At 45.1% G+C, this 24,825-nt stretch carries 21 protein-coding genes; 11 read left to right on the forward strand and 10 right to left on the reverse strand.

The window, feature by feature from the left end; all coding sequences use genetic code 11:
• The first annotated feature begins 58 nt into the window (after window positions 1–58).
• Both pyrE and FTD44_RS13795 read left to right on the forward strand, forming a co-directional pair.
• Window positions 59–688 (forward strand): orotate phosphoribosyltransferase, encoded by a 630-nt coding sequence (gene pyrE, locus FTD44_RS13790; protein WP_222166984.1) that lies wholly within the window; start codon window positions 59–61, stop codon window positions 686–688.
• Window positions 689–698: 10 nt separating this feature from the next.
• Entirely contained in the window at window positions 699–1,271 is a 573-nt protein-coding gene (locus tag FTD44_RS13795) for a hypothetical protein (RefSeq protein WP_222166985.1), read from the forward strand.
• Window positions 1,272–1,281: 10 nt separating this feature from the next.
• Here the strand turns inward: FTD44_RS13795 and FTD44_RS13800 are convergent, their stop codons facing one another.
• The gene (locus tag FTD44_RS13800) at window positions 1,282–1,551 is read right to left on the reverse strand and encodes a hypothetical protein (protein ID WP_222166986.1); all 270 of its coding nucleotides are present in this window, start codon (window positions 1,549–1,551) and stop codon (window positions 1,282–1,284) included.
• Between the two features lie 160 nt (window positions 1,552–1,711).
• Here FTD44_RS13800 and FTD44_RS13805 point away from each other — a divergent pair, with 160 nt between their 5' ends.
• Both FTD44_RS13805 and FTD44_RS13810 read left to right on the forward strand, forming a co-directional pair.
• Window positions 1,712–2,125: a MaoC family dehydratase gene (locus tag FTD44_RS13805; protein WP_222166987.1), complete on the forward strand. Its 414-nt coding sequence runs from the start codon at window positions 1,712–1,714 to the stop codon at window positions 2,123–2,125.
• Between the two features lie 114 nt (window positions 2,126–2,239).
• The gene (locus FTD44_RS13810) at window positions 2,240–2,827 is read left to right on the forward strand and encodes a hypothetical protein (RefSeq protein ID WP_222166988.1); all 588 of its coding nucleotides are present in this window, start codon (window positions 2,240–2,242) and stop codon (window positions 2,825–2,827) included.
• A gap of 143 nt (window positions 2,828–2,970) precedes the next feature.
• Here FTD44_RS13810 and rpsG read toward each other — a convergent pair whose 3' ends face one another.
• The 3 genes from rpsG to rfaD all read right to left on the reverse strand — a co-directional run bounded on the left by rpsG (window position 2,971) and on the right by rfaD (window position 5,009).
• Window positions 2,971–3,438, reverse strand: a complete 468-nt coding sequence (gene rpsG / locus FTD44_RS13815) for a 30S ribosomal protein S7 (protein WP_129019632.1) — start codon at window positions 3,436–3,438, stop codon at window positions 2,971–2,973.
• An 80-nt stretch (window positions 3,439–3,518) separates the two neighbouring features.
• Window positions 3,519–3,899 (reverse strand): 30S ribosomal protein S12, encoded by a 381-nt coding sequence (gene rpsL, locus FTD44_RS13820; RefSeq protein ID WP_129019631.1) that lies wholly within the window; start codon window positions 3,897–3,899, stop codon window positions 3,519–3,521.
• A 123-nt stretch (window positions 3,900–4,022) separates the two neighbouring features.
• Complete coding sequence (gene rfaD, locus FTD44_RS13825; RefSeq protein WP_222166989.1) at window positions 4,023–5,009, reverse strand: ADP-glyceromanno-heptose 6-epimerase; 987 nt, start codon at window positions 5,007–5,009, stop codon at window positions 4,023–4,025.
• 88 nt (window positions 5,010–5,097) lie between these two features.
• On the opposite strand from rfaD, the gene FTD44_RS13830 reads away from it, so the two are divergent.
• Window positions 5,098–7,506 carry a T9SS type A sorting domain-containing protein gene (locus FTD44_RS13830; RefSeq protein ID WP_222166990.1) on the forward strand — a complete coding sequence of 803 codons (2,409 nt, stop codon included), beginning with the start codon at window positions 5,098–5,100 and terminating at the stop codon, window positions 7,504–7,506.
• 74 nt (window positions 7,507–7,580) lie between these two features.
• Here the strand turns inward: FTD44_RS13830 and FTD44_RS13835 are convergent, their stop codons facing one another.
• Both FTD44_RS13835 and FTD44_RS13840 read right to left on the reverse strand, forming a co-directional pair.
• Complete coding sequence (locus FTD44_RS13835) at window positions 7,581–7,916, reverse strand: hypothetical protein (protein ID WP_222166991.1); 336 nt, start codon at window positions 7,914–7,916, stop codon at window positions 7,581–7,583.
• A gap of 69 nt (window positions 7,917–7,985) precedes the next feature.
• Window positions 7,986–10,742, reverse strand: a complete 2,757-nt coding sequence (locus FTD44_RS13840) for a 2-oxoglutarate dehydrogenase E1 component (RefSeq protein WP_222166992.1) — start codon at window positions 10,740–10,742, stop codon at window positions 7,986–7,988.
• Between the two features lie 247 nt (window positions 10,743–10,989).
• Here FTD44_RS13840 and FTD44_RS13845 point away from each other — a divergent pair, with 247 nt between their 5' ends.
• Window positions 10,990–14,502: a hypothetical protein gene (locus FTD44_RS13845; protein WP_222166993.1), complete on the forward strand. Its 3,513-nt coding sequence runs from the start codon at window positions 10,990–10,992 to the stop codon at window positions 14,500–14,502.
• Window positions 14,503–14,587: 85 nt separating this feature from the next.
• Here the strand turns inward: FTD44_RS13845 and FTD44_RS13850 are convergent, their stop codons facing one another.
• From FTD44_RS13850 to FTD44_RS13860, 3 genes are all read right to left on the reverse strand, one after another.
• The gene (locus FTD44_RS13850; RefSeq protein WP_222166994.1) at window positions 14,588–15,766 is read right to left on the reverse strand and encodes an acetyl-CoA C-acyltransferase; all 1,179 of its coding nucleotides are present in this window, start codon (window positions 15,764–15,766) and stop codon (window positions 14,588–14,590) included.
• A gap of 124 nt (window positions 15,767–15,890) precedes the next feature.
• A complete protein-coding gene (locus FTD44_RS13855; protein ID WP_222166995.1) occupies window positions 15,891–16,181 on the reverse strand; it encodes a chaperone modulator CbpM in 291 nt (96 codons plus the stop codon).
• Between the two features lie 3 nt (window positions 16,182–16,184).
• Entirely contained in the window at window positions 16,185–17,084 is a 900-nt protein-coding gene (locus FTD44_RS13860) for a DnaJ C-terminal domain-containing protein (protein WP_222166996.1), read from the reverse strand.
• 193 nt (window positions 17,085–17,277) lie between these two features.
• Between FTD44_RS13860 and FTD44_RS13865 the strand changes: the two genes are divergently transcribed.
• From FTD44_RS13865 to FTD44_RS13875, 3 genes are read left to right on the forward strand one after another with little or no spacing between them, the layout of a single operon-like run.
• A complete protein-coding gene (locus tag FTD44_RS13865; protein WP_222166997.1) occupies window positions 17,278–17,583 on the forward strand; it encodes a hypothetical protein in 306 nt (101 codons plus the stop codon).
• Between the two features lie 43 nt (window positions 17,584–17,626).
• On the forward strand, window positions 17,627–20,194 hold the full coding sequence (locus FTD44_RS13870) for an Hsp70 family protein (RefSeq protein ID WP_222166998.1): 2,568 nt from the start codon (window positions 17,627–17,629) through the stop codon (window positions 20,192–20,194).
• A gap of 5 nt (window positions 20,195–20,199) precedes the next feature.
• Entirely contained in the window at window positions 20,200–21,693 is a 1,494-nt protein-coding gene (locus tag FTD44_RS13875) for a hypothetical protein (protein ID WP_222166999.1), read from the forward strand.
• 66 nt (window positions 21,694–21,759) lie between these two features.
• Here the strand turns inward: FTD44_RS13875 and FTD44_RS13880 are convergent, their stop codons facing one another.
• Window positions 21,760–22,107 (reverse strand): 4Fe-4S dicluster domain-containing protein, encoded by a 348-nt coding sequence (locus FTD44_RS13880; RefSeq protein ID WP_222167000.1) that lies wholly within the window; start codon window positions 22,105–22,107, stop codon window positions 21,760–21,762.
• Window positions 22,108–22,174: 67 nt separating this feature from the next.
• Here FTD44_RS13880 and FTD44_RS13885 point away from each other — a divergent pair, with 67 nt between their 5' ends.
• Both FTD44_RS13885 and FTD44_RS13890 read left to right on the forward strand, forming a co-directional pair.
• Complete coding sequence (locus FTD44_RS13885) at window positions 22,175–23,200, forward strand: acyl-CoA reductase (RefSeq protein ID WP_222167001.1); 1,026 nt, start codon at window positions 22,175–22,177, stop codon at window positions 23,198–23,200.
• Window positions 23,201–23,299: 99 nt separating this feature from the next.
• On the forward strand, window positions 23,300–24,814 hold the full coding sequence (locus FTD44_RS13890) for a trypsin-like peptidase domain-containing protein (protein ID WP_222167002.1): 1,515 nt from the start codon (window positions 23,300–23,302) through the stop codon (window positions 24,812–24,814).
• Window positions 24,815–24,825 lie beyond the last annotated feature (11 nt).

The following is a 24,825-nucleotide window of genomic DNA, read 5'->3' on the forward strand; positions in this document are numbered from 1 at the left end:
TAGCGAAGGTAAGCGGAAATATTCAAAAAATTCGGTTAATTGATGTAAGTTTGCCGTCATGAGTAATGCTACTATTTTCGCCGAAAAATTATTACAAATCAAGGCTTTGAAACTGAATGCAGACGAGCCATTTACCTGGGCTTCCGGCTGGAAGTCGCCAGTGTATTGCGATAACCGCAAGCTGTTATCTTTTCCTCATGTAAGAGATTATGTAAAGAGCGAGCTGGCCAACCTGATCCTGGAGAAGTTTGGTGATGCAGAATCTATCGCAGGCGTGGCCACAGCGGGTATCCCGCATGGCGCACTGGCTGCCGATCTGCTGCGCTTACCATTTATCTATGTTCGTTCCAAGCCGAAAGGACATGGTCTGGGCAACCAGATTGAGGGTGTACTGGAACCGGGTCAGAAAGTAGTGGTAGTAGAAGACCTGATCTCTACCGGTAAAAGCAGTCTGGAAGCAGTAGAAGCTATCCGTCAGGCTGGCGGTGAGGTGATCGGACTGGTCGCACTGTTTACTTATGGTTTTGCAGCAGCAGATATCGCCTTCAGCGAGGCTGGCGTACCATTCCATACCATCAGCAATTATAACGCGCTGGTAGAGGTGGGTATGAAGCAAAACATCATCACTGAATCACAACTGAGTCAGTTGATGGAATGGAGAGAAAGCCCATCTACCTGGAAACAATAATTCAGGCCAGATGGAATTCAATTTTCCCATTACCGCAAATGATCCCCTTTCTGCAGCTTTTCTGCAGAAAGGTATACATAATTTCAGCAATGCCTTACAGTATGTAAGGCATTTGCCTTATGGTAGAAACCCGGATAAAACCAGGTTGGAAAGTGTATTGGAAGAAGGCCGTGGTACCTGCAGTACCAAGCATGCGCTCCTCTTTCAGCTGGCTCATGCACACAACCAGGGCAATGTGCTGCTCTGTATGGGCATCTTCCGGATGAACGGACAGAATACGCCGCGTGTAGCGGCCACCCTGGCTGCTCATAACCTCGACTATATTCCCGAGGCGCATAACTACCTTTCTGTGGAGGGTACCATAGTCGATTGTACCCATGCCCATTCCCAGCCCGAAGATTTTCTGCCAGACCTTCTTGTCGAAACGACCATCTTACCTGAACAGATTACAGCATACAAGGTGCAATATCACCGCAATTACCTGCAGCAATGGTTACAGGAGCATCCGGAAATACCTTATACGCTTGAGGAGCTCTGGACGATCCGGGAGCAGTGCATTCAAGATCTGTCCGTAAAGGGATAATAAGCCATTTTTAGGCTGCAATCTTATTCAGTCGGTTCAGTATAGCCAGGCGGATATTGCGTGGTGCCAGCTGGCTGATATTGATCTTATTTCCGTTTTTAGCCACCGCGATCAGCAACAGCTGTATTTCCTGTTCGGCTATAGCCAGCATCTGGCTGTAGCTCAGCATATCATTACTGAATTCACTGATAACTTTCGCCATCAATTCCTGGTACAGGCTGGTATCTGTTGTATTAAGGCTGATGGTATTGTTGCGGGCAACTGTCTGATAAGTATTCATAATTCGCTTTGTTTTAATGTTGATATTGCAAAGGAACAAAGCGACTACGCCAGGATATGTCGTACTAAACAGGTTGCTGTAAAATAATACAGCGATAATTTGACTTTAGGTATAAAAAATCTATATTTAGATTATTATTATACACTAAACCAGTAAGACTATGTTTAAAGTAGGCGACCAATTCAAACAGAAATTCAGCTACACACAGGAAGAAGTGGACATGTATGCAAGCGTCAGTAAAGACACCAACCCCCTGCATATCGATGAGCAGGCCGGCAAAGACAGTATTTTCGGACAGCGTATTATACACGGATTTTTAGGAGCCAGTATCTTTACCCGTATATTCGGTACCTTATGGTATGCTGACGGTACGGTGTACATGGGACAAAGTATGAAATGGCTGCGCCCGATGTTTACCGATAAGGAATACGAAGGCGTGATCACGGTAAAAGAAATCTTTCCGGAGAAGAACCGTGCCACTTATGTATGTGAAGTATTCGAGGTGGAAAGCGGCGCACAGACTATTTCCGGCGAAGCAACATTAATGAACAAGAAACAGTATGTCTGGGAGTAAAATAGTCCTGATATGCTTATTATGTATACTGATGGGATGTGCTGATAACAGTGCATCCCATCAGTATATTCATAAATTCAGTGACTGGCGACAATTTTATCCGATAGATTTTTTATGAAACCACCTGTGATTTTTACAGAGAAATTCGGGGAGCAGCTTAGGATTGTAATCAAGCCCCGGATAGAGGGAATTATCTATTTTTCGACCTGCCTGATTGCATGCCTCTATATTTTTGTGGCGTATTGCTGTATCAGGGATATACAGCACGGAAAGTATGTCTGGTTCAACCTGATATCAATGCTGATCTTTATCTATGTCGGGCTAAGGTATGCCGGCAGCCTGTTCTACAGAGAGATACTGATCGTAACTACAGAGCAGCTGTATATTGGCTATAGATCCTTATTACAGAAGAGGAAGTCCACACACCGTATATGTGACATCGCTTATATGTCCGCTACCGAAGATAATGGCAAGGAACATAGCCAGGCTTATGAGCAGTTATACGGGATTAGTGCGATGAAGCTGGAGCGTGATTTACTCAACAGTGAAGGACGTATCCGCTTTTTTGACCGGGGCCGTGCGGTGCGGTTCGGCATTGGGTTAAGTCCGGATCAGACCGTGCAGCTGATCAATCTGCTACAGGGTTACAGTGATAATGATCTGAGTGCTGCTGATATAGATGAGCAACTGGGGATTGTCTAAGATTGTTCTCTTTGCGGTATACATTTTTATGAAGTCTGTCTGTTGGCAGACTCTTTTTATGTGGTAAAGAGAGTAGGGAAGCGCTATAAAAGAAAATAGCCGTTCTGCAATCAGAACGGCTAATATTTCCGAAAAATTTTAAGTTAAACTTTAAAGTGAGCGAATGCTTTGTTCGCTTCTGCCATACGGTGAGTATCTTCTTTTCTTTTGAAAGCAGCACCTTCACCTTTAGAAGCTGCAACGATTTCGTTAGCTAATTTATCAGCCATTGTTTTACCGTTACGCTCGCGGCTGAAACGGATTAACCATTTCATAGACAGGGAGATCTTACGATCAGGGCGAACTTCAGAAGGAATCTGGAAAGTAGCACCACCGATACGGCGGCTACGAACCTCAACTGCTGGAGTTACATTTTGTAATGCTTTTTTCCAAATTTCGTAACCTTCTTCACCAGTGATTTTAGATACTTTTTCCATTGCATCATAGAAAATAGTGAATGCAGTAGTTTTTTTACCTTCCCACATTAAAGTGTTTACGAAACGGGTAACTAATTTATCATTAAACTTTGGATCTGGAGCCAAAGGTAATTTCTTCGCTTGTTGTTTTCTCATTTTTTTAATTTTTACATTTATTACAGGCTGTTACTTCAAGACTAAAAATAAACTTTACTCAGCTGCAATAATTAATTTAATTATTTTTTTGCTTTTTCTTTTTTCGTACCGTATTTAGAACGAGATTGTTTACGATCTTTAACACCGGCAGTATCCAATGCACCACGTACGATGTGATAACGCACACCTGGTAAATCTTTTACACGACCACCACGGATCAATACGATAGAGTGTTCTTGCAGGTTGTGACCTTCACCCGGGATATAAGCAATAACCTCAATTTTATTAGTCAAACGAACTTTTGCTACTTTACGTAACGCAGAGTTTGGTTTTTTAGGAGTTGTAGTATATACACGCGTACATACACCACGGCGTTGTGGACAATCATCCAGAGCCGGAGATTTTGATTTTGCTTTAATTACTGTACGTCCTTTACGAACTAATTGTTGAATAGTTGGCATTCTCTTTAAAATTTTTCGGACTGCAAAGGTACTGATTCTTTTTTATTTACCAAACAAAATTATATAAAACTTTTTTGAATTTTACACACTTTGTGGATTACTCGCGATCCGAATAAGTTATAATTAATAATATTTTTTTTCTTTTAAATACTCATTTACATAGTCTGCTACGCCTTCTTCCAAAGTATAAAACGGTGCCGCGTATCCGCTCTCCTTCAGCTTCTGCATAGTTGCTTCTGTAAAATACTGGTATTTATCCCTGATATCTTCGGGGGTATCTATGTACTCGATTCTTTCAGGAAGGTGCAAGGTAGTGAAAATTGCGCGAACTAAATCATTAAATGTTCGGGCTTTACCGCTTCCCAGGTTGTAAATACCACTTTTAGGCTGGTTTTCCATCAGCCACACACATACTTTGACCACATCTTTTACATATACGAAGTCACGCATCTGACCTCCGTCACTGTATTCCTCTTTATGGGAGCGAAACAACTTCACAACACCCTCATTCTTTTCGATCTGGTTCATGGCATGCATGATCACAGAGGCCATGCGGCCTTTGTGGTATTCATTAGGGCCATATACATTAAAGAACTTGAGCCCGGCCCAGAAGGGTGGTGCACCGTGCTGCTCCAATGCCCATATATCAAATTTCTGTTTGGATACACCGTAAGGGTTCAGGGGTTGCAGCTGCGGAATATCGGCTTCATTATCTTCATAACCCAGGTCTCCGTCGCCATAGGTCGCCGCAGAAGAGGCATATACCATAGGAATGCCATTTTCTGTACAATACTCCCACATATCCTTAGAGTAACGGACATTCAGCTTTTTGAAGATCTCTACATCAAACTCGGTCGTATCAGTACGCGCACCGAGGTGAAATACAAAATCTACTCTGCCCGGATGTTCTTCCAGCCAGTCGAAGAATTGCTCCCGGTGTACTTTGGCCATGTATTTTTTATCCAGGAGGTTATTGGTCTTGGCCTTTATCGAAAAATCGTCTACCAATACCAGTTGCTCATAGCCCAGTTGATTAAGGTAACCCGTAAGCACACTGCCGATAAAACCGGCGGCTCCTGTTACAACAATCGTGGCGTCTTTAGGTATCATACTTTTAAATCCTTTTGGCAAAAGTATCAATTAAATAGGTTGAGCATCAAATTATTTATATTTTTAGTCGGACAATCAATATTTTTTCATGAACTGTAGTAAAATGCTGTTCCTGTGCCTGATGTGCTGCTGCACCTGGGTTATACCAGGGATGGCACAAACGGCCTTATTTGTAGATAGTGCTGCATCTGGTAATAATACCGGGCAGTCCTGGGTTAATGCTTATACTAAACTGAGCGATGCACTGCAAAGCGCTAATGCCGGCTCTGGCGAATACCGGATATTTGTTGCCCGTGGCACTTATTATCCTACAGGTATACAAAGTGACACCAGTCGTGTGGCCTCTTTTATGCTGAAAAGGGCTAATATTAAATTATATGGAGGTTATGATGCGGCAACCGGCAATCGTAACATAGGGTTGTATAAAAGTCGTATGGATGGTAATATCGGGTCAGCGATTACAGACACCGATAATGTGTACCATGTAGTGGTGTTGGGTGATTTTAACACCAATGACAGCGTGGTTATAGACGGATTTACCATAGAAGGTGGAAACGCGAATAAAAATACAGTACACTACATTAATGGTACCGAAATATGGAATTATTATGGAGGAGGGATATATGCAAAATCCAAAAACTTTACGGAACCCCGGCACACCCTGAGCAACTGTGAGATTAGTAATAATGCAGCCACCGGCTGGGGTAGTGCACTCTATTTAGGTGGTGCGCTTATTCTTAACCGCTGCAAAATTGCCGGAAATAAAGGACATACTGCTACTGTTATTGAGCAGGTACCCGAAATCTATAATGGTCTGAGAATGTATAATACCATCGTCTCCGGTAATTCTTGCTTTTGGCATACGATCGGCATGGCATCTGCTACGTTTCAAAACTACATTGTCAACTCTACAATAGCGGATAATGAACATAATGAAGTCTATGCTTCTGCCGGTGGCAGCCATTTCCGTAACTCCATACTATGGAAATATGGAGAAGGCTCCTCTCTGTATGGGCCTATAAGCGTAATAAACTCTTTGTATGTGGGCGGATCTACGGTATATCCTTATCCCGTTGTCAACAGCTTGTTTGAGCCACCATTGTTTGTGGATCCGGTGCCCTATACCGGGCCCACTACAGCAGGTGACTATCACCTTACCCTTTGCAGTCCGGCAATCAATAAAGGTGATAACACATTCCTGCCTGCGGCATTTAATAAAGATTTCGAAGGCAATAGCCGCATTCAGTATAATATAATAGATATGGGTGCTTACGAGGTATCGGAGTATTACGCCCAGCTCAATTATGTGTACCCTAATAGTATTGCCTGTGCAGGAGACAGTGTTTATGGCCTGCAGCCCTCTATTGTACAACCCGGGCAGGCAGCCCATGTTACCTGGTATCGTACCGGTCCCTATATTGGCTTAAACCAGACTTCTGGCATAGGAAATATACCTTCCTTTGTAGCTTTCAATCCCACTACCAGTAATCTTGTGGATACTTTTTATGTTATGGCAACAGACTCTTCCGGAGCGCATTTGTGTACAAAGACCTGGAAGGTGACTATAAGAGGGAGGATGCAGCCGGGTTTTGCGCCTCAGGAGTCTTTATGCCTGGGCAGCTCCCTTACCTTAAATGCAGGTACCGCTGCAGGATATATGTGGAGTACCGGGGACACTATACAGAGTGTTCCGGTTAATGCTGCAGGAACATATTGGGTGCACTCCACCAGCACTGCAGGCTGCTCCCAATGGGATACGGTAGAGGTTATTGCCCACGCCTTGCCAGTTGTCGATCTGGGTGCAGACCAGACCATATGTGAGGGTACAGATACTTTATTGCTGGATGCAGGCAATCCGGGTGCAGACTATGTCTGGAGCAGTGGTGATACCAGCCAGAGCATTGCGGTGCTAAATAGTGGCGTATACTGGGTAAAGGTTACAGACAGTAATGGCTGTGTCTCTGGCGATACTGCCATACACACGATTATAACAGTGCCGTTTATTGACAGTATACACGTTTCCGGTACAGCACCGGCATATACTTTTACGGCCGGTACTACAGTAGGCGGGGCTGATTACTGGTGGGATTTCGGAGATGGGTTTACCGATACTGCAGTGTTTACCGTAAATCATACCTACGTCACCAGCGGTCAGTATACCCTTCGTCTGGTGACTTCCAATTTCTGTGGTGCAGATACCCTGGAGAAAAAAATCGTAGTGCCGAGTTTGGGTGTTGCCTCATCTGGGCATATGAAAGAGATAAAAGTTTACCCTAATCCGGTTCAGAAACTATTGATCATCGAGCATGGAAAGCAATCTATAGTAAGTGCTCTCAGTATGTATACACTTTCGGGGCAGGAGGTACATCCGCAACGGCAGGATCAACAGGGTAAAATAATACTTGATGTTGCGCCTCTACCTGCAGGAATGTACTTGTTAAGACTTGTACTGCAAGACGGAAACAGCGCCAGCTTTCCGGTACAAGTTATCCGCTAAGCTTAATGATATAGGCATAAACAAGAAAAAGGTTAAGCAATTGCTTAACCTTTTTCTTGTTTAATTTTTTCTTATTAGTGCTTTGCAGCGGCTTCATGATGCTCAGCAGCAGCCTCGTGGTGCGTGCTGTCTTTAGCTTCATGAGTTTCTGCAGCATGTGCTGCAGCAGTATCGTGTGTCGCTTCATGACCGGTCGCTTCGTGGCTTGTTGCCTCATGAGCAGCGCCTTCGTGACCTGCAGCACCGTGAGTGGCTTCTGTACCATGACCACCGCCATGACCTTCTTCAGAATGACTCATTGCCTTTACAAAGTTCATTGTACCCAGGATAAGGCCGACAATGATTAAGGCAAACATCATTGCTGCTTTTGAAGAGATAAGCGGTTTTTCTTCGTGTGTTGAATGTGACATATTTATTTAATGAATTAGGAGTCTTACGTGACGCAAAAATATAAATTATTCTTGTTTTGTTAAACTATTTTAGAATGAAAATGCTTGGTCTACCAGCATTTGTTGTTCCTGTGCATGTAATTTGGCAAATCCGGTTGCTGTAGCAGCGCTGGCCTTACGGGTCAGGTAGCCCAGGTTGATCGGTTTGTTGATATTCATTTTCAGGAAGGATGCAGCGCCCATGTTTTTAGGCTCTTCCTGTACCCACAGCCATTGCGCACCACTGTATTTCTGATACAGGGCATTCAGTTGCTCTTGAGGTAAAGGATGGATCTGCTCCAGGCGTACAACCGCAACATCAGTTCTGTTTTCTGCCAGTTGCTTTTCACTCAGGTCAAAATAGATTTTACCGCTACACAGTAATACACGTTTTACTTTGGACACATCTTCGATATTCGGATCGTCGATCACCTCTTTGAAACCACCGGTAGTGAAATCTGTAACAAGAGAGTAAGAACGTACGTGACGCAGGTTTGCTTTTGGTGCAAAGTTTACTACCGGCTTACGGAATGGTAAGGCCAGCTGACGACGCAGCATATGGAAGTAGTTAGCAGCAGTAGTAATATTAGTTACATAAATATTATTTTCTGCGCTCATTTGCAGGAAGCGTTCCAGGCGGGCAGAGGAGTGCTCCGGACCACCACCTTCGTAACCATGTGGTAATAACATTACCAGGCCATTCTGTGTCTGCCATTTTTGTTCTGCACTGGTCAGGTACTGGTCAATGATGATCTGTGCACCATTGGCAAAGTCTCCGTACTGTGCTTCCCATAATACCAGGTTAGAAGGGTTAGCCATAGCATAACCATAATCGAAGCCTAATACAGCATATTCACTCAGCAAAGAGTTATAGATAAAGAATTTACCCTGATCGTCAGACAACTGCGCCAGACGGTTATATTCTTCATTTGTTTTTTCATCTCTTAAAGTAGCATGGCGGTGAGAGAACGTTCCACGTTTCACATCTTCACCACTCAGACGCACATCATAACCTTCTTTCAGTAAAGTTGCAAAGGCCAGTAACTCGCCGGTTGCCCAGTCGATCTTCTGACTTTCGTCAAACAGCTTCACTTTATCAGTCAGTAATTTCTGTACTTTACGCAGCGGGTTGAAGCTTTCCGGCCATTTCATCAGTTTCTGGAACAGTTCGGTAACTACTTCAGTGCTTACAGCAGTGTCAGGAGATTTTACGAAATCTTCTTCCTGGCCCTTGCGCAGTTCCTGCCATGCCAGTTCCGGCTTCTGGTAGGTATACGGCATCGGGTTTTGCTTGTTTTCATCCAGGCGTGCCTGCATTTCATCCCAGAATACTTTCTCCATATCTTTCGCCAGGTTTTGTGCCTCAGGCGTACCATGGGTCATCAGGTATTCTGTATAGATTTCTCTCGGATTTTTATGTTTTTCGATCAGCGCATAGAAGCTAGGCTGCGTGAATTTTGGTTCATCTCCCTCATTGTGACCGTGTTTACGGTAACATACCATATCAATGAATACATCTGCATTGAACTTCTGGCGGTATTGCGCTGCGAAGATACAAGCCTTCACTACAGCTTCCGGATCATCACCGTTTACATGCAGTACCGGAGCATGCACCATAGCCGCAAGGCTGGTACAGTAGATAGAAGAACGGGCATCATCGAAATCGGTAGTAAAGCCGATCTGGTTGTTGATCACAAAGTGAATGGTACCGCCAACAGCATAACCTTTCAGTTTGCTCATTTGCAGTAATTCATAAATAATACCCTGACCGGCAACGGCAGCATCACCATGAATCAGGATCGGTAATACTTTGCTGTAATCAGAGTTATAAACCGCATCAGACTTGGCACGGGCAAAACCGGCAACAACCGGGTCTACTGTTTCCAGGTGAGAAGGGTTAGGTAATAATTGCAGATTCAGGTCTTTCTCATTAGCCGTTTTCACGATAGAGCGGAAGCCCAGGTGATATTTCACATCACCACTGCCCATAGTCATATCGGCAGGCATAGTACCTTCGAACTCAGAGAAAAGCTGATCGTATGTTTTGCGCAGGATATTAGCCAGTACATTCAGACGACCACGGTGTGCCATACCGAAAATAACTTCCTGTACACCTTCATCAGCAGCAGCAGTCAGCATCGCATCCAGACCAGGAATCATGCTTTCACCGCCTTCCAGACCGAATCTTTTCTGTCCGATGAATTTAGTATTCAGGAATTTTTCGAAGATTACACCATAATTCAGTTTGTGCAGAATGCGTTTCTTCTGCTCAAACGTAAATTCTTCCTGCATGAAAGCCTCGAAATGTGCTTCCACCCAGTTATAAGTATCGGTATTGTTGATATAAGTATATTGAATACCAACAGAACCGGCGTAAATTTTACTTAATTTTTGATAAATATCTTTCAGTTTCGCTTTACCCAGACCGATAAAAGTACCGGAAACGAATTCTGTTTCCAGATCCGCATCGCTCAGTCCGAAATCGCTCAACGCCAGTTTAGCCTTACGATCCACACGTGGGCGGATAGGGTTGGTATCAGCAATCAGATGCGCTCTTTTACGGAAAGAACGGATCATATCGTATACGGCAAACTCTTTAGTGAGCTGGTCGTTGCTTAGGGTCACACCGCCGCCGATACTTGCAGTAGCTTTGGCGTCTGTCGCACCGTTTTTGGAGATAGCAAAATCAAAGCCTTCGAAAAACTTTTTATACTCCGGGTCAACGGTTTCCGGGTTTTTCAGGTAATCATTGTACAAAGACTCGATAAAAGCCGGATGCGAATTGGTGACAAAAGAAAAATCTTTCATTTTTTCTTAGAAGAATTTGGATATTTTCAAAAAATAAAAACACTACAAAAAGGACCGTTTTGCAACAGCCTTTTTTCTGACGCACAAATATAAAACAAACAAAAATGAAATGCCCAATAAATTGTGGAAAATCAGATTTTATCCCCCTTTTTTAATCAATATTTATGGATTTGACCGAAATTTAGGCATATTGAGAAATGTTTCGGGTATTTTGCACGTTAATTAGCCACAAGGAACCGGCTCGCCATTGAGAAGCATCCATACATATTATTTCCTGCTCCTGGTCATATTGCTGCATCCCTTATGTGGCAATGCCCAGACACCCATGCTCCAGGGCAACCGGGTGCAACGGAATATACTGCTCAATAAGGATACCCTGCAGATAGATACACTAAGTATTGCCATGGGCAGCTTGGTACTGGAAAGTGTATCTCCGGAATTATACCAGGTAGACTATACACATAACCGGCTCATCTGGAAATCGGGCAGCCCCCGTCCCACAGATAGTATACAGATCAGTTACCGCAGATTACCCCTGTCTTTCGACCAGGTATACAGCCACAAAAGAGCCAGCCTTATAGATAGTAATATAGCTATGGGGGGGATCGGCTACCGTTACGATGGTGCTACGGCAAATGCCGGCAGCAATAATTTCGTCAATTTCAACGCCATTGACTATAGCGGGAACTATGGCCGTAGCCTTTCTGTAGGGAATAACCAGGACGTGGTACTTAACTCCCAGTTCAACCTGCAACTGAATGGCTATATCCTGGATAGTGTACGGATAGAAGCGGCCATTACGGATAATAATATCCCTTTTCAGCCCGAGGGTAACACTCAGCGCCTGCAGGAGTTTGATAAAATGTATGTGACCTTCGAAAAGGGCAGGCATAAACTGACCGCCGGAGACTATAATATGGAGCGGCCGGCCAGCTATTTTCTCAATTACAACAAAAGGGTACAAGGCCTGGCTTATGAGGGGACTGTACTGAAAACAAATAAGGTACAGAACAGGATTACCCTCAATGGCTCCATGGCCAAAGGGCAGTTTACCCGAAATGTTTTTCAGGGTGTAGAGGGCAACCAGGGGCCTTATAAATTGCAGGGCGATAACGGGGAGCAATATTTTATTGTACTGGCCGGTACCGAAAGAGTATTTATAGATGGGGAGCTGATGACCCGTGGAGAAGACAAGGATTATGTGATAAATTACAATACAGCAGAGGTTACCTTTATGCCGCGTAGACTGATCACCAAAGACCGCCGTATACAGGTAGATTTTGAATACCAGGCACGCAATTACCTGAACACTTTACTGTTTGTGTCAGACGAGCTGAAAGTAGGCTCCCGATGGACGTTCCGCTTTAATGCCTATTCCAACCAGGATGCCCGGAACCAGAGTTTTGTACAGTCGCTTACGGCCGATCAGAAAGCCTTTCTGGGCACGATCGGCGATAATATAGATCAGGCGTATTATACCACAGAAGCACTGGACACCTTTGCGGCCAATAAAATCCTGTACCGCAAGACAGATACTACGGTGAACAGTGTACTGTATCCCGGGGTATATGTATATACCACTAATCCGAATGATGTGGTGTACAGCCTGGGCTTTAGCTATGTTGGAGAAAACCAGGGGAATTATGTTATTTCCAGCCTGAATACCAATGGTCGCTCTTATACCTGGGTAGCCCCGCTCAATGGTATTCCGCAGGGAAATTATGAGCCCAAGATCCTGTTGGTCACTCCAAAGAAGCAACAGGTATTTACCGGCGCGGCAGATTACCGGATCGATAGTTTTAAGACCATCAGCGCAGAGTGGGTTTCCAGCAATTATTCGCCAAACACCTTCTCCAGCCTGAATAATAGTGAGCATTGGGGTAGTGCCGGAAAAATCTGGTATGAAGAAGCCCGATTCCTGGGCAAGGATAGCCTGCAGCATAAACCCTGGAAGTGGCAGAACAAGGTCAGTTACGAGTTTGTAGATGCCCGCTTTATGGCCATTGCTCCGTACCGGAATGTAGAGTTTGGCCGTGACTGGAACATTACTGCTACGGAGGCCCGTGCCGATGAGCACCTGGCTACAGTATCGACCAATATTGCGCATACAAAGAAGGGCAACCTCGGTTATGATTTTACGATATATAAGAGGGGAGAGGCATACCTGGCCAACAGGCATCAGCTCAATTTCTTGTACCAGGCCAAACGCCTGCGTGCAGGAGTACAGGGTAGTGTCATGAACAGTCGCTCCCTGACCGAAAGCAGTTTATTTATCCGGCCCAATTTTTATACAGAATGGTACACCTCCGCGCGTAAAGGCTCCCTGCTGGGCTTCCGGTTTGAGAAAGAGTATAATGAACTTAAAAACAGGGCTGCCGATACTTTATTATGGAATGCCTACCATTTCGATATATCCAGGCTGTACTTCAAAACCAGTGAGTCCCGTCCGGTACAGCTAAATTTAGGCTACGCCTTCCGCAGGGATATGGCACCGCTCGCTGCCGGTTTTGCACCGGGTAATAAAGGCCATACCGTAGAGGCGGGTGTAACGGTGCGTAACTGGAAAAAACAGCAGTTAAGCTTTACCGGATCTTATCGCTTGTTGCAGATCGACAATAGCCAATGGTCCAAAGAAACCGAGGGCTCTACCTTACTGGGCAGGATCAATTACACCGGAATTATTGCCAAAGGATTGCTGGTGCCGGGACTGGTATATGATTTCGGGACCGGGCAGGAACAAAAGCGGCAGTTTACCTATGTAGAGGTTGCGGCAGGGCAGGGTACTTATATGTGGATCGACTATAACGGAGATGGGGTGCAGCAGTCCAATGAGTTTGAACTGGCCGTTTATAATGATCAGAAACGATTTATACGGGTGATCACACCAACCAATGATTATGTAAAAGTGAATTTCAGTAACCTGAACTTCAGCCTGCAGGTCAGTCCGGATAATATGTGGCGGTCTTTGAAGAGCCGGAATACAGCGCAGCGCTTCGTTTCCCGCTTCAGCGACCAATTTTCGGTGCAGGTCAATAACCGTATATTATACAGTGAAGGACTGCGCTCGTTTAATCCTTTTGCAGGAGGCTTCAGTGATACCGGTATCATAGCTGCAGCGACCAGTCTGAACAATACTATTTTCTTCAATAGAAGCAGCGCCCATTGGGGACTGGATTATACCACTACTTATAACAGCAATAAATCTTTGCTGACCTACGGGCTTGAAGGACAGTCACTGCTGCGCCATAATGAAAAGCTGCGCTGGGTATGGAATAAGAATTACACTTTTATGTGTGCTGTCACACATGGCTCCAGGGCATTTTCCTCTCCGCTGGATGATGGCAGAAGTTATGCACTCCGCTTCAAAGGCGTTGAACCTTCATTATTATTTTTATACAACAGTCGTATGAGAATATCTACTGCTTATAAACTGGAGCATCGTCAGAACGGAGCCGCATATGGAGGCCAATTTGCCCGCATACAGAATATTTCAGTGGATAGCCGCCTGAGTTTTCCTTCTTCGGGAAACATACAGGCAAGGGCAGCCTATAGTTATATTGATTTTAATGGCGCTCCCAATACCGCTCTGAGCTTTGCGATGCTGGAGACCCTGTCCAAGGGGGCAAACTGGCTCTGGTACCTTAACTGGACCACCCGTATCAATAAAAGCATAGAATTCTCGTTGGAGTATGATGGCCGCAAACCTGGCACCAATAAGGCAATCCACACCGGTACCATGAGCTTAAGGGCGATATTGTAAGGTCGTTTCAGGAAATTTATTTATCATAAAAAGAGCGGGTCACATCAATTGATGTGACCCGCTCTTTTTATGAAGATGTTTGATCTTACAGTTTCTCAATAACGATTGCCGTAGCACCGCCACCGCCGTTACAGATACCGGCAACACCGATTTTACCGTTGTTCTGAGCCAGTACATTGATCAGGGTAACCACAACGCGGGAACCGCTGGAACCCAGAGGGTGACCCAGTGCAACTGCACCACCGTTCACATTCACCTGCTCAGGTTTCAGTTTCAGGATTTCGCAGTTAGCCAGACCTACTACGCTGAATGCTTCGTTCAGTTCGAAGAAGTCTACATCTTCGATCTTCAGACCAGCTTTAGTCAGGGCAACAGGTACAGCTTTAGCAGGAGAAGTAGTGAACCACTCAGGAGCTTGTTCAGCATCAGCATAACCACGGATTACCGCCAGAGGGGTCAGACCCAGTTCTGCTGCTTTTTCTCTGCTCATCAATACCAGTGCAGAAGCACCGTCATTCATGGTAGACGCATTAGCTGCAGTAACAGAACCGCCTTTTACGAAAGCAGAGTTCAGTTGCGGGATTTTATCAAATTTTACGTTGAATGGTTCTTCATCTTTAGCGAAGATGATCGGATCACCTTTACGCTGAGGAATCTCAACCGGAACGATTTCGTTCTCGAATTTACCATCATTTACAGAAGCCTGGCTGCGCTTGTAGCTTTCGATAGCGAAAGCATCCTGAGCTTCACGGCTGATGTTCATTTCAGCAGCAGTGTTCTCAGCAGCGTTACCCATTGCATAGTTATGGTACACATCAGTCAGACCGTCTTTAGCCAGACCGTCAACCATAGTAGCATTACCATATTTATTTCCCCAACGCAGGTTAGGGCTGTAGAATGGTACATTGCTCATGCTTTCCATACCACCGGCAACTACCACTTCAGCATCGCCCAGCATAATAGCCTGAGCCGCCATAGTGATCGCTTTCATACCGCTGGCACATACTTTATTTACAGTAGTACAGTTTACCTCGTCTTTAAGACCGGCAAATTTAGCCGCCTGACGGGCAGGAGCCTGACCCAGGTTAGCCTGCATCACACAACCCATTACTACATCAGTTACTGTAGTAGGGTCCATGTTGATTTTAGCCAGGGCACCTTTAATGGCAATTGCACCCAGTTGAGTCGCAGAGAAATCTTTTAAAGAACCACCCCAGCTACCCATTGGCGTACGTACTGCCGATACTATTACAACTTCTTTCATTTTATGAATATTTAATTTTTTTAACGACGCAAATTTAAGATTTTAATCACATAAAAAATCATAAACTTAACAATCCGCCAATGAGATATATATTCATTATAGTAATGAGTTATGGTGCAATAGACTATTCGTATTGTTTCAGCCGCTGACGCAGCGTCAGCATCTGCCGGTTCAGTTGCTCCATTTTATCCAGCAGATGCACGATGGCTTCAATGCCTTCGATATTAATGCCCAGGTCATTATGCAGGCGGGTTATGCGTTCCAGTTCATTGAGGCGGTTCATATCCAGGTAGTCTTCCTGCTCAATGGTGATGATTTCGATTAGTTCATACCGGTATAGTTCTGTAATAAAGCCCTGATCCAGATCATGAAGACTGCAATATCGGCTCACCAGTATCAGATTATCTTGCTGCATATCTTATGATTTTTGAAGTTCAGATAATTGTTTGAATAAAGCCTTTTGCGCTTCGGTAAGGCCCGTGGGCACAAGCACATTGTAGCTTACATATAAATCTCCGAAATGGCCTTCTGATTTATACACCGGCATGCCCTTTCCTTTCAGGCGGGCTTTACTGCCGTTCTGGGTTTCTGGTTTTATCTTCAACTTTACCTGCCCGTCCAGTGTACCCACAGAAACCTCGCCACCTAATACTGCGGTATACAGATCAATGTCTACCGTCAGGTGCAGATCATTGCCGGAGCGTTTAAAGAGGGTATCATTCTCTATATGAATAGTCAGGTACAGATCACCGGCCGGACCGCCATTGGCCCCTGCCTGACCGTAACCGGCCAGTTTTATTTTCTGTCCGTCCTCTATGCCTGCCGGGATAGTAATGCGCACATTTTTGCCGTTTACGGTGAAGGTCTGTTTGTGTGTATGGTAAGTGTCAGACAGTTTCAGGTTCATCTCACCCGAGATGTCTCCGCCACGAAAGCGGGCCTGTCTTCTGCCGGACTGTTGTGCACCGAAAAAAGCCTCAAAGAAATCGGAATGATCTCCGCCACCAAAATTACCCCAATCGCCATAGGCCTCCTCGCCGGATGCCTGACTCTGCCGGCTCTGCGATTGCCGGGCCTGCTCAAACTGTTCGGCATGCTTCCAGTCTTTACCATACTGATCATATTTCTTCCGGCTTTCGGGGTCGCTCAGTACCTCCTGTGCCTCATTGATCTGCTGGAACTTCTGCTGCGCGTCCTTGTCGTCCGGGTTCAGGTCCGGATGGTATTTACGCGCCAGTTTGCGGTATGCTTTTTTAATATCCTCTGAGCTGGCCTCTTTGTTCAGGCCCAGGACTTTGTAGTAATCAATAAACTCCATATGGGTAAGTATTAAAGATCAGAGATAGGGTCATGTCGGGACATGGCAAATAAAGATACGCAAAGCAGGAGTAACGCGAAAGGGCTGTAATGTTAAAACATTGTATATTATTAAGGCAGATCATGCATAATTACCAGCCGGATAGCGGAAATAAAATGATTTTTTTCTTAATTTGCTGCAAATGCCATAAAACATGCAACAGGATATACAGCTGATCAACCAGGTATTCGAGATCGGCCAGAAGATAGAGCAGGAGCAGCTGGCTGCAAAATTCGAGCGCAATTTCAATAAAATCTATACCCTTTTTGAAGAAGAGGGGCTGCATTGTATAAATCCTCTGGGGGAAAAATACTCTGAAAGCCGAACCGATTGTGAGGCCAGCATTGTAGGCGCGGGTGGCCGCAATATGAAAATTACTAAAGTCATTAAACCGATTGTCTACCGGCAACAGCAGGGACAGATGGTCCTGATACAAAAAGGAATTGTGATCGTAGAATAGGCTGTGCACCTGTTTTAAGCATTCAGACAAATCAAACATCAACATGAAATCAATTAATTTTGGAATAGACCTGGGCACAACCAATTCCCTGATCACGAAATATGAAAACGGAAAGGTTACGATTTTTAAAAACCCGGTCGGCCATAAAGATACACTGGCCTCAGTCGTGGCATTTCGCCCCGATCGTACGCTGGTAGGAGATAAAGCAAGGGAGTTACTGACCAAAGATCCGATCAATATATTTGCCAACTTCAAACGCCGTATGGGTACAGACGACAAGTTTTATGTCGTAAGCCTGGACGAAAATGTGACCCCGATAGAATTATCGACACTGGTACTGAAAGAACTCAAGCAATTTATATACTCCGGAGAGCAGGCAGAAGCGGCCGTGATTACCATTCCGGCAAGTTTTGATACCATGCAGAGCAACGCCACCAAAAAGGCAGGCATGGCTGCTGGTTTTGAAGAAGTGGTACTGCTGCAGGAGCCTATAGCCGCGAGCCTTGCCTACTTCAACAGCCGTGAGTTAGCGGATGATAAAGAAGGCTACTGGCTGGTATATGATCTGGGTGGCGGCACATTTGATATTGCCCTGATGCGCATACACGAAGGCGAAATGAAAGTTGTAGATCATGAAGGGAATAATTTCCTTGGTGGCGCGGATTTCGACTTCGGAATTATTGAGCAGATCATTGTACCCTATATCAATGAGCATTTTGAGATAGAAAACTTCGAGCAGGAATTAAGGTCCCGCAATGGGCGCTATGAATCCCTGTTTTATGAGCTGATCTATAAATCGGAAGAAGCTAAAAAGGAACTGTCACACCAGGGGCAGACCACTATTGAGTTTGACCTGTCGCATGAAGGAACACGGCACAATGTAGCCGTTCCGGTAAGCCGTGCTCAGTTTGAAGATACTATAAACCTGCGGGTGCAGGAAACACTGAAAATGTTGCTGGACATCCTGCATCGTAACAAGGTACAGGCCGGCGATATTGAAGAGATACTGATGGTTGGTGGCAGTACATACATTCCTTTTGTACGGCAGCAACTGCAGGCTGCAACCGGTATTGCGGTTAATTCAGCGATAGACCCTACCACGGCCGTAGCCATAGGCGCAGCATACTATGCCGCCAATAAATATTACCAGCCTAAAAATAATAATATAGTACTGGGCCAGAATGTAGATGACCTGCTCAACAGCCTGACAACAGGAGAGGATGGTGTGGATGAGGCATATAGTGACTGGGAGCCGGCTGCGGTACAATTAAAAGTATCTTACAGCAAGATGAGCAAGGATGTGGAGGAAGTGCTCATCATTAAAGCAGAAGGAGCGCTGGATAGCAAGAGCTACCGCATTATCCGCAGCGATGGTGGTTTTGATACCGGTTTTGTACCCCTGCGGTCTAAGTTTACCGAATTCCTGCCCTTGCTGCCCAATATCAATAATACCTTTTACCTGAGGGTGTATGACGAAGATCAGAATGAGATCCGCTCTGCAATGGAAGAGATCAGCATTACCCACGGGCAGTTCAATATTTCCGGGCAGCCATTGCCTCAGGATATCTGTATAGAGGTCGATGACAAGGATAATCATACCACAAAGCTGGAACTGATTTTTGAGAAGAACAGCATCCTGCCGCAGAAAAGAACCTTATATCGCGAAATCTCCAAAACCATCAAACAGGGATCGGAGGAGCAACTGATCATCAATATTATGGAGGGCGATCGTTTTGCCCGCCCCTTATCTAACCTGGTTATTGCCTGCATTGTGATCTCGGGTAAGGACCTGAGTTCTGACCTGATCAAAGGTTCGGATATAGAATTGCATATTTCCATGTCCGATAACCGGGAGCTGCATACCGAAGTGTTCCTGGTGATGACCCAGCAGGAATTTAAAAATGTATTCTCCATGTCGGAGAAGCAGGTGAATGTAGACCGGCTTAAAGAGCAGTATATCGATCTGGAAAACGAGATACGCAACAGCATTAAAATGTTTAGTACAGACGAAAATGATGTATGGGCTATACAGGCCAATGATTTTCTGAAAGAACTGGCACAGAATAAGGCAGAGCTGTTTAAGCTGCAGGAATCGGATCGTACCGATGCCAAATACGTGATCGCAGAAATGCTGAACCGTATCTCCAAAGCATATGATAAGCTGGGTGGTGAAGACCGCCTGGAACGCCTGAGGTATGAATACTTTGAAGCCAAAGAATTCTGCGAGAACCATATGGCCATGGTTGATTTCCGTAAAGAAGAACTGGTACAGAAATTCCAGAAACTGATTGCCGGAGAGCATCATGTACTCATCAGCCGCAATCCTTCCATATTAGAAAAAGCCACCGAAAAGATCAATGATCTGGGCTGGGATATCCATTGGAATACCCTCAGCTACCTGATCTCCCGTTATGAAGGGTTTAAAGGGCTGTCACCGGATCAGTTTACCAATTATTCCGGGGTGCAGGCCATTATCAAGTCTGCAGATGCAGCCTTGCAGGGAGAGAAGTACTACGAGTTCAGGCAACATGTGTATAATATCACACACCTGCTGGTACATAATGATTACAAGGTTAAAAACGAAGACTTTAAAGGTACCGGAATCGGATAGCATATATGCAGTATAAATCACCCATACGTTTTTTTGAATATTGCCATATTGAAATCTCAGACCCGGAAGCCCTTAATGGTTCCCGGGCCAAAAAGCAGATTGCCGCTGAATTTAATATGGAGCCATCCGGTATCATCCGGCTGGACGAAATAGATTACAACAAGCAAGATATTCTCAGTTGCCTGGAATCGCCCAATATGATTGTGCAGCTTGCTTTTCACCAGAAGATATGGGCGCATAAAAGCCTGCTGCATTTTCTGGAGTCAGGCATTGTTGAGGAACAGTTTGCAGCCGATATTGATACCGTAAAAGAAGATATACCCTTTGTCGGGTTCTGCTCGCCGTACTTTGCTCCACAGTTTAATAAAGAGATGAAGCAGCGCCTGGCAAAAGATGACTTTGATGCCGCCGCTGACTGGATTGTGTATTGCCAGATGATCCTGCTGGGAGATGGGGAGACAGCCTTTGCCAGTACCACCAGCTATCTTGAGCAGGCTATACGCCTGTTCCGGAACCTTAATAAAACGACCTTTCAGAACAGAAGGGACGAAGTGGCCGCATGGACGAAAGACTGGGCCCGTTTTATCAACTGGTTGCCGGATAATCTCTACAGCCAGAAAGATGATCTGGCGATGGTACTGATCAATTTCTGTGTGGAAATACAGAATGCTGATGAGCATACCTGCTTCCTGATCAGCAAGCAAATGATACAGCTGGATTATGTAGATCCGTCTAATGCGAGGCTGATCCGGGAAAACCATGAAATATATGCCGAAAAAGTAGCGGGTACCGCTCTTAATCCCGAGGGAAAGAAACGGGCAGCTCCTCAGAAGAAATCAAAACCAAATTATATCTGGATCATCCTGATCTGCGTCATCGCTTTTGTCCGGATAATGGATAAAGGTTGTAATAATAATGGTGGTCGAGACAATACTCAGCTGGTCATGAGCGATGAGCAGCTCGATGCCTGGGGGGCTAAGATGTTTTTCGATAATGCGAGGAATACCGGCATGTCCGACAGCCGATCCGGGATGTTGCAAACGATGGACAGTGCGATGCAGACCCTGCCCGTATACTTCAGCTTCTTTCAGTCTGTAGATAGTACTCTGGAAACCTCCCTGGATATTAAAAATAAGACAGATAGTACCATATACCTGTATTTCCTCGAGCCAGACGATACTAAGCTGGATATTACCCTGGCACCGGGAGAGACCATGCGCTTAAGGAAAGGAGGCCTGTCCGGAATTGATTTTATGGTGAATGCCAGCAATGAACTGAAACTGTCCACACTGGATAGTATGGAGTGTTTTTACCTTAATGTCAAAGGAGATAAGGAACTGAACGCCCTGTATTCCGATACTGCGGCCACTTATCTTGCCGATAGTGATTATAAACGACGCGTGCGCCTGAATATTACTACCCGTAACGGGCGCTTTTATGCCAGCTCACCCGACAAGCTGGATGTATACCGGGATGTTATCAGAATAGGCGGATATTGACACCTATAATGCAAAGAAGCGGGCTGTATATACAGCCCGCTTCTTTTATAAAAAGATATTCAGGAATTAAAGGTGCATTTTTTCCTTCTTCTCCAGTAATTGTTCTACCGTTTCTACATACATCTCATCCGGTACACAACAATCTACAGGGCAAACTGCAGCACACTGAGGCTCTTCGTGGAAGCCCTGGCATTCGGTACATTTATCAGGAGAGATATAGTATACATCAACAGCAATAGGATCATGTGGCGTGTTGGCCTCGGTAACCGAACCATCCATGAGGGTATAAGCGCCGTTCACACCTGTACCATCTGCCATTTTCCATTCTATGCCACCTTCATATATTGCATTATTAGGACATTCCGGTTCACAAGCACCGCAGTTGATACACTCGTCCGTAATTTTTATAGCCATTTTAAGTAATTATTTATTTATTTTGACTGCAAAATTACAATTTCCTCGGCATAAATTCCAAACCGTTATGATACTTTTAGAAAACAGGATCGCTTTGATGACTCAATTAGGCACATATTTCATGCAACCTTCAGCCGAACTGGAGGACATTATAGACAGTGCCCACAGAGCAAACGGATGGTTTACACCCGAATTTTGCCACCTGGCTATCCACAATATTGCCACTTCCTTCCTGGATGAAAAAGCGCTCCGCAACTGGATCGCGCAATATCCTGCATTACCGGAGGAACGCCCGGAACCGAAAATGGTGGGTATCGTAATGGCGGGTAATATACCCCTGGTCGGCTTTCATGATTTCCTTTGCGGATTCATTTCCGGCCACAACCTGAAACTGAAATTATCTTCCAAAGATACGGTACTCTGGAATCATATTATAGCCAAACTTACCGAATGGGAGCCTGCAGTTGCAGATACAGTAACCGTTTCTGAAATGCTGAAAGGCTGTGATGCCTATATCGCAACCGGCAGTGATAACTCATCCCGTTATTTTGAATACTACTTCCAGAAATACCCGCATATCATCCGTAAAAACAGGACTTCTGTAGCCATTCTTGACGGCACAGAATCCGCAACGGAACTGAAGCAATTGTCAGATGACATTAATATGTTCTTCGGACTGGGCTGCCGCAATGTAACCCAGGTATATATACCTAAAGACTATCAGTTTGAGCCTTTACTGCAATCATTCAATACCTATATTGCCCATGGCGATCATAATAAGTTTAGGAACAATTATGACTTCCAGCTGGCCCTGTATCTGCTGAACAAGCAGTATTACATGTCCAATGGGCATATACTGATGGTCGAAAACCCTGCCCCATTTGCCCCGATCAGTGTAGTACACTATACACATTATGAGGATAAACAGGAGCTGATCGATCGCCTGCAGCAGGATGATCATATTCAGTGTATTACCGTGAAAGAGAGGTCTGAAGAACCCGGCAAATGCTATGCCTTCGGTGCCAACCAGAATCCATCCCTGACAGACTATGCAGATGGGGTAGACACCATGGATTTCTTACAGAATCTGTAATGTATTCTTAAATTTCTTATAAAAAACGATTGCTTAGCGACAACATTTTCTACTAAAAATTAAATTTGTTTCAACCAATAAAAATTAGCTTTTAGTACAATGAAAAAGTTAGCAATCCCTATTGTGGCTGCTGCCGTTTGTACGTCAGTGGCTACTGCCTGGGCCTACGATAAGCTCCAGGACCAGCAGCAATCCAAATCACCAGTTGTAAACCAGCAAACCACCGGCGATGCCAATCTGCACTATGCCAGTAACAGCGGACCTGTCGTCGGGCAGCCGGTCGACTTTACTGCTGCCGCAGAGCAATCTGTAAAGTCGGTAGTACATATCAGAACCACCAAGCAGGGTAAAACCGTTATGGCCAGAGATCCTTTTGATTTCTGGGGCGATGGCGGTATGCAGCAGTTCAAAATGCCGGATGCCAAGGGTGGCGGTTCTGGTGTTATTATATCGGAAGATGGGTATATCCTCACCAATAACCACGTAGTCTCCGGTGCAGATGAAGTGCAGGTGACATTCAATAATCGTAATACACAAACCGCTAAAGTAATCGGTACCGATCCGGAAACCGATCTGGCTATACTAAAGATCGAGGGTAAGGGCTTTCCTGCCATTACCTTTGGTAATTCGGATGAGATAAAGCTGGGCCAGTGGGTGCTGGCCGTAGGTTATCCGCTCAATCTTGATGCAACGGTGACAGCCGGTATTGTCAGTGCCAAAGGCCGTTCTATCGGCATCAACCAGCGCCAGTCCCGGAGTGCAATCGAATCCTTTATACAGACCGATGCGGCCGTGAACCCCGGCAACAGCGGCGGAGCATTAGTCAATACACAAGGTCAGCTGATCGGTATTAATTCTGCCATTGCTTCCCCAACAGGTACCTATGCCGGTTATTCCTACGCTATTCCATCCAACCTGGCCCGTAAGATTGCCAGTGACCTGATCAAGTTCGGTAGTGTACAAAGAGGTTTCCTGGGGGTATCTCTGGGCGATCTGAACAATATGACCGAAGCACAGGCTAAAGAGCTGGGTATTACCAAAAGCGACTATGATAATGCCAATGGCGTATATGTAGGCGATGTGGTAGAAGGCAGCGGGGCAGCACAGGCCGGTATTAAAAAAGGAGACTTCATTACCGCTATTAACGGAACACCGGTAAACAGCAGCAGTGTGCTTACAGAACAGGTAGCCCGTTATAATCCCGGAGACCGTGTACAGGTCGATTACCGCAGAAATGGTAAATCGTACAAAACCCAGGCTGAACTTAAGTCGGGTAAAGGTGCTCTGGCCAAAGCCTTATCCAGCGGTACGTCCTACGATGATCTCGGTGCCAGCTTCAAAGCATTATCGAAACAGGATGCAGCCCGTATGGGCATCAGTGGCGGTATTTTGGTAGATGCTGTTTCAGATGGTGCACTGAAGAATTTTACAGGAATCAAGAAAGGCTTCGTCATTACTTCTGTAAATGGTCAGAAAGTCACTACACTGGAAGAATTTCAGTCAGCCCTGTCTGCTGATGATATGATACAATTAGGTGGTGTTTATCCCGGAAGCGGCGGTACATACTACTACAGTTTCAATAATATCGGTAAACCGCAAAAAAGTATAGACTAAAAAACGGGTAG

This window comes from Edaphocola aurantiacus (assembly GCF_019797745.1).
GTDB lineage: Bacteria > Bacteroidota > Bacteroidia > Chitinophagales > Chitinophagaceae > Edaphocola > Edaphocola aurantiacus.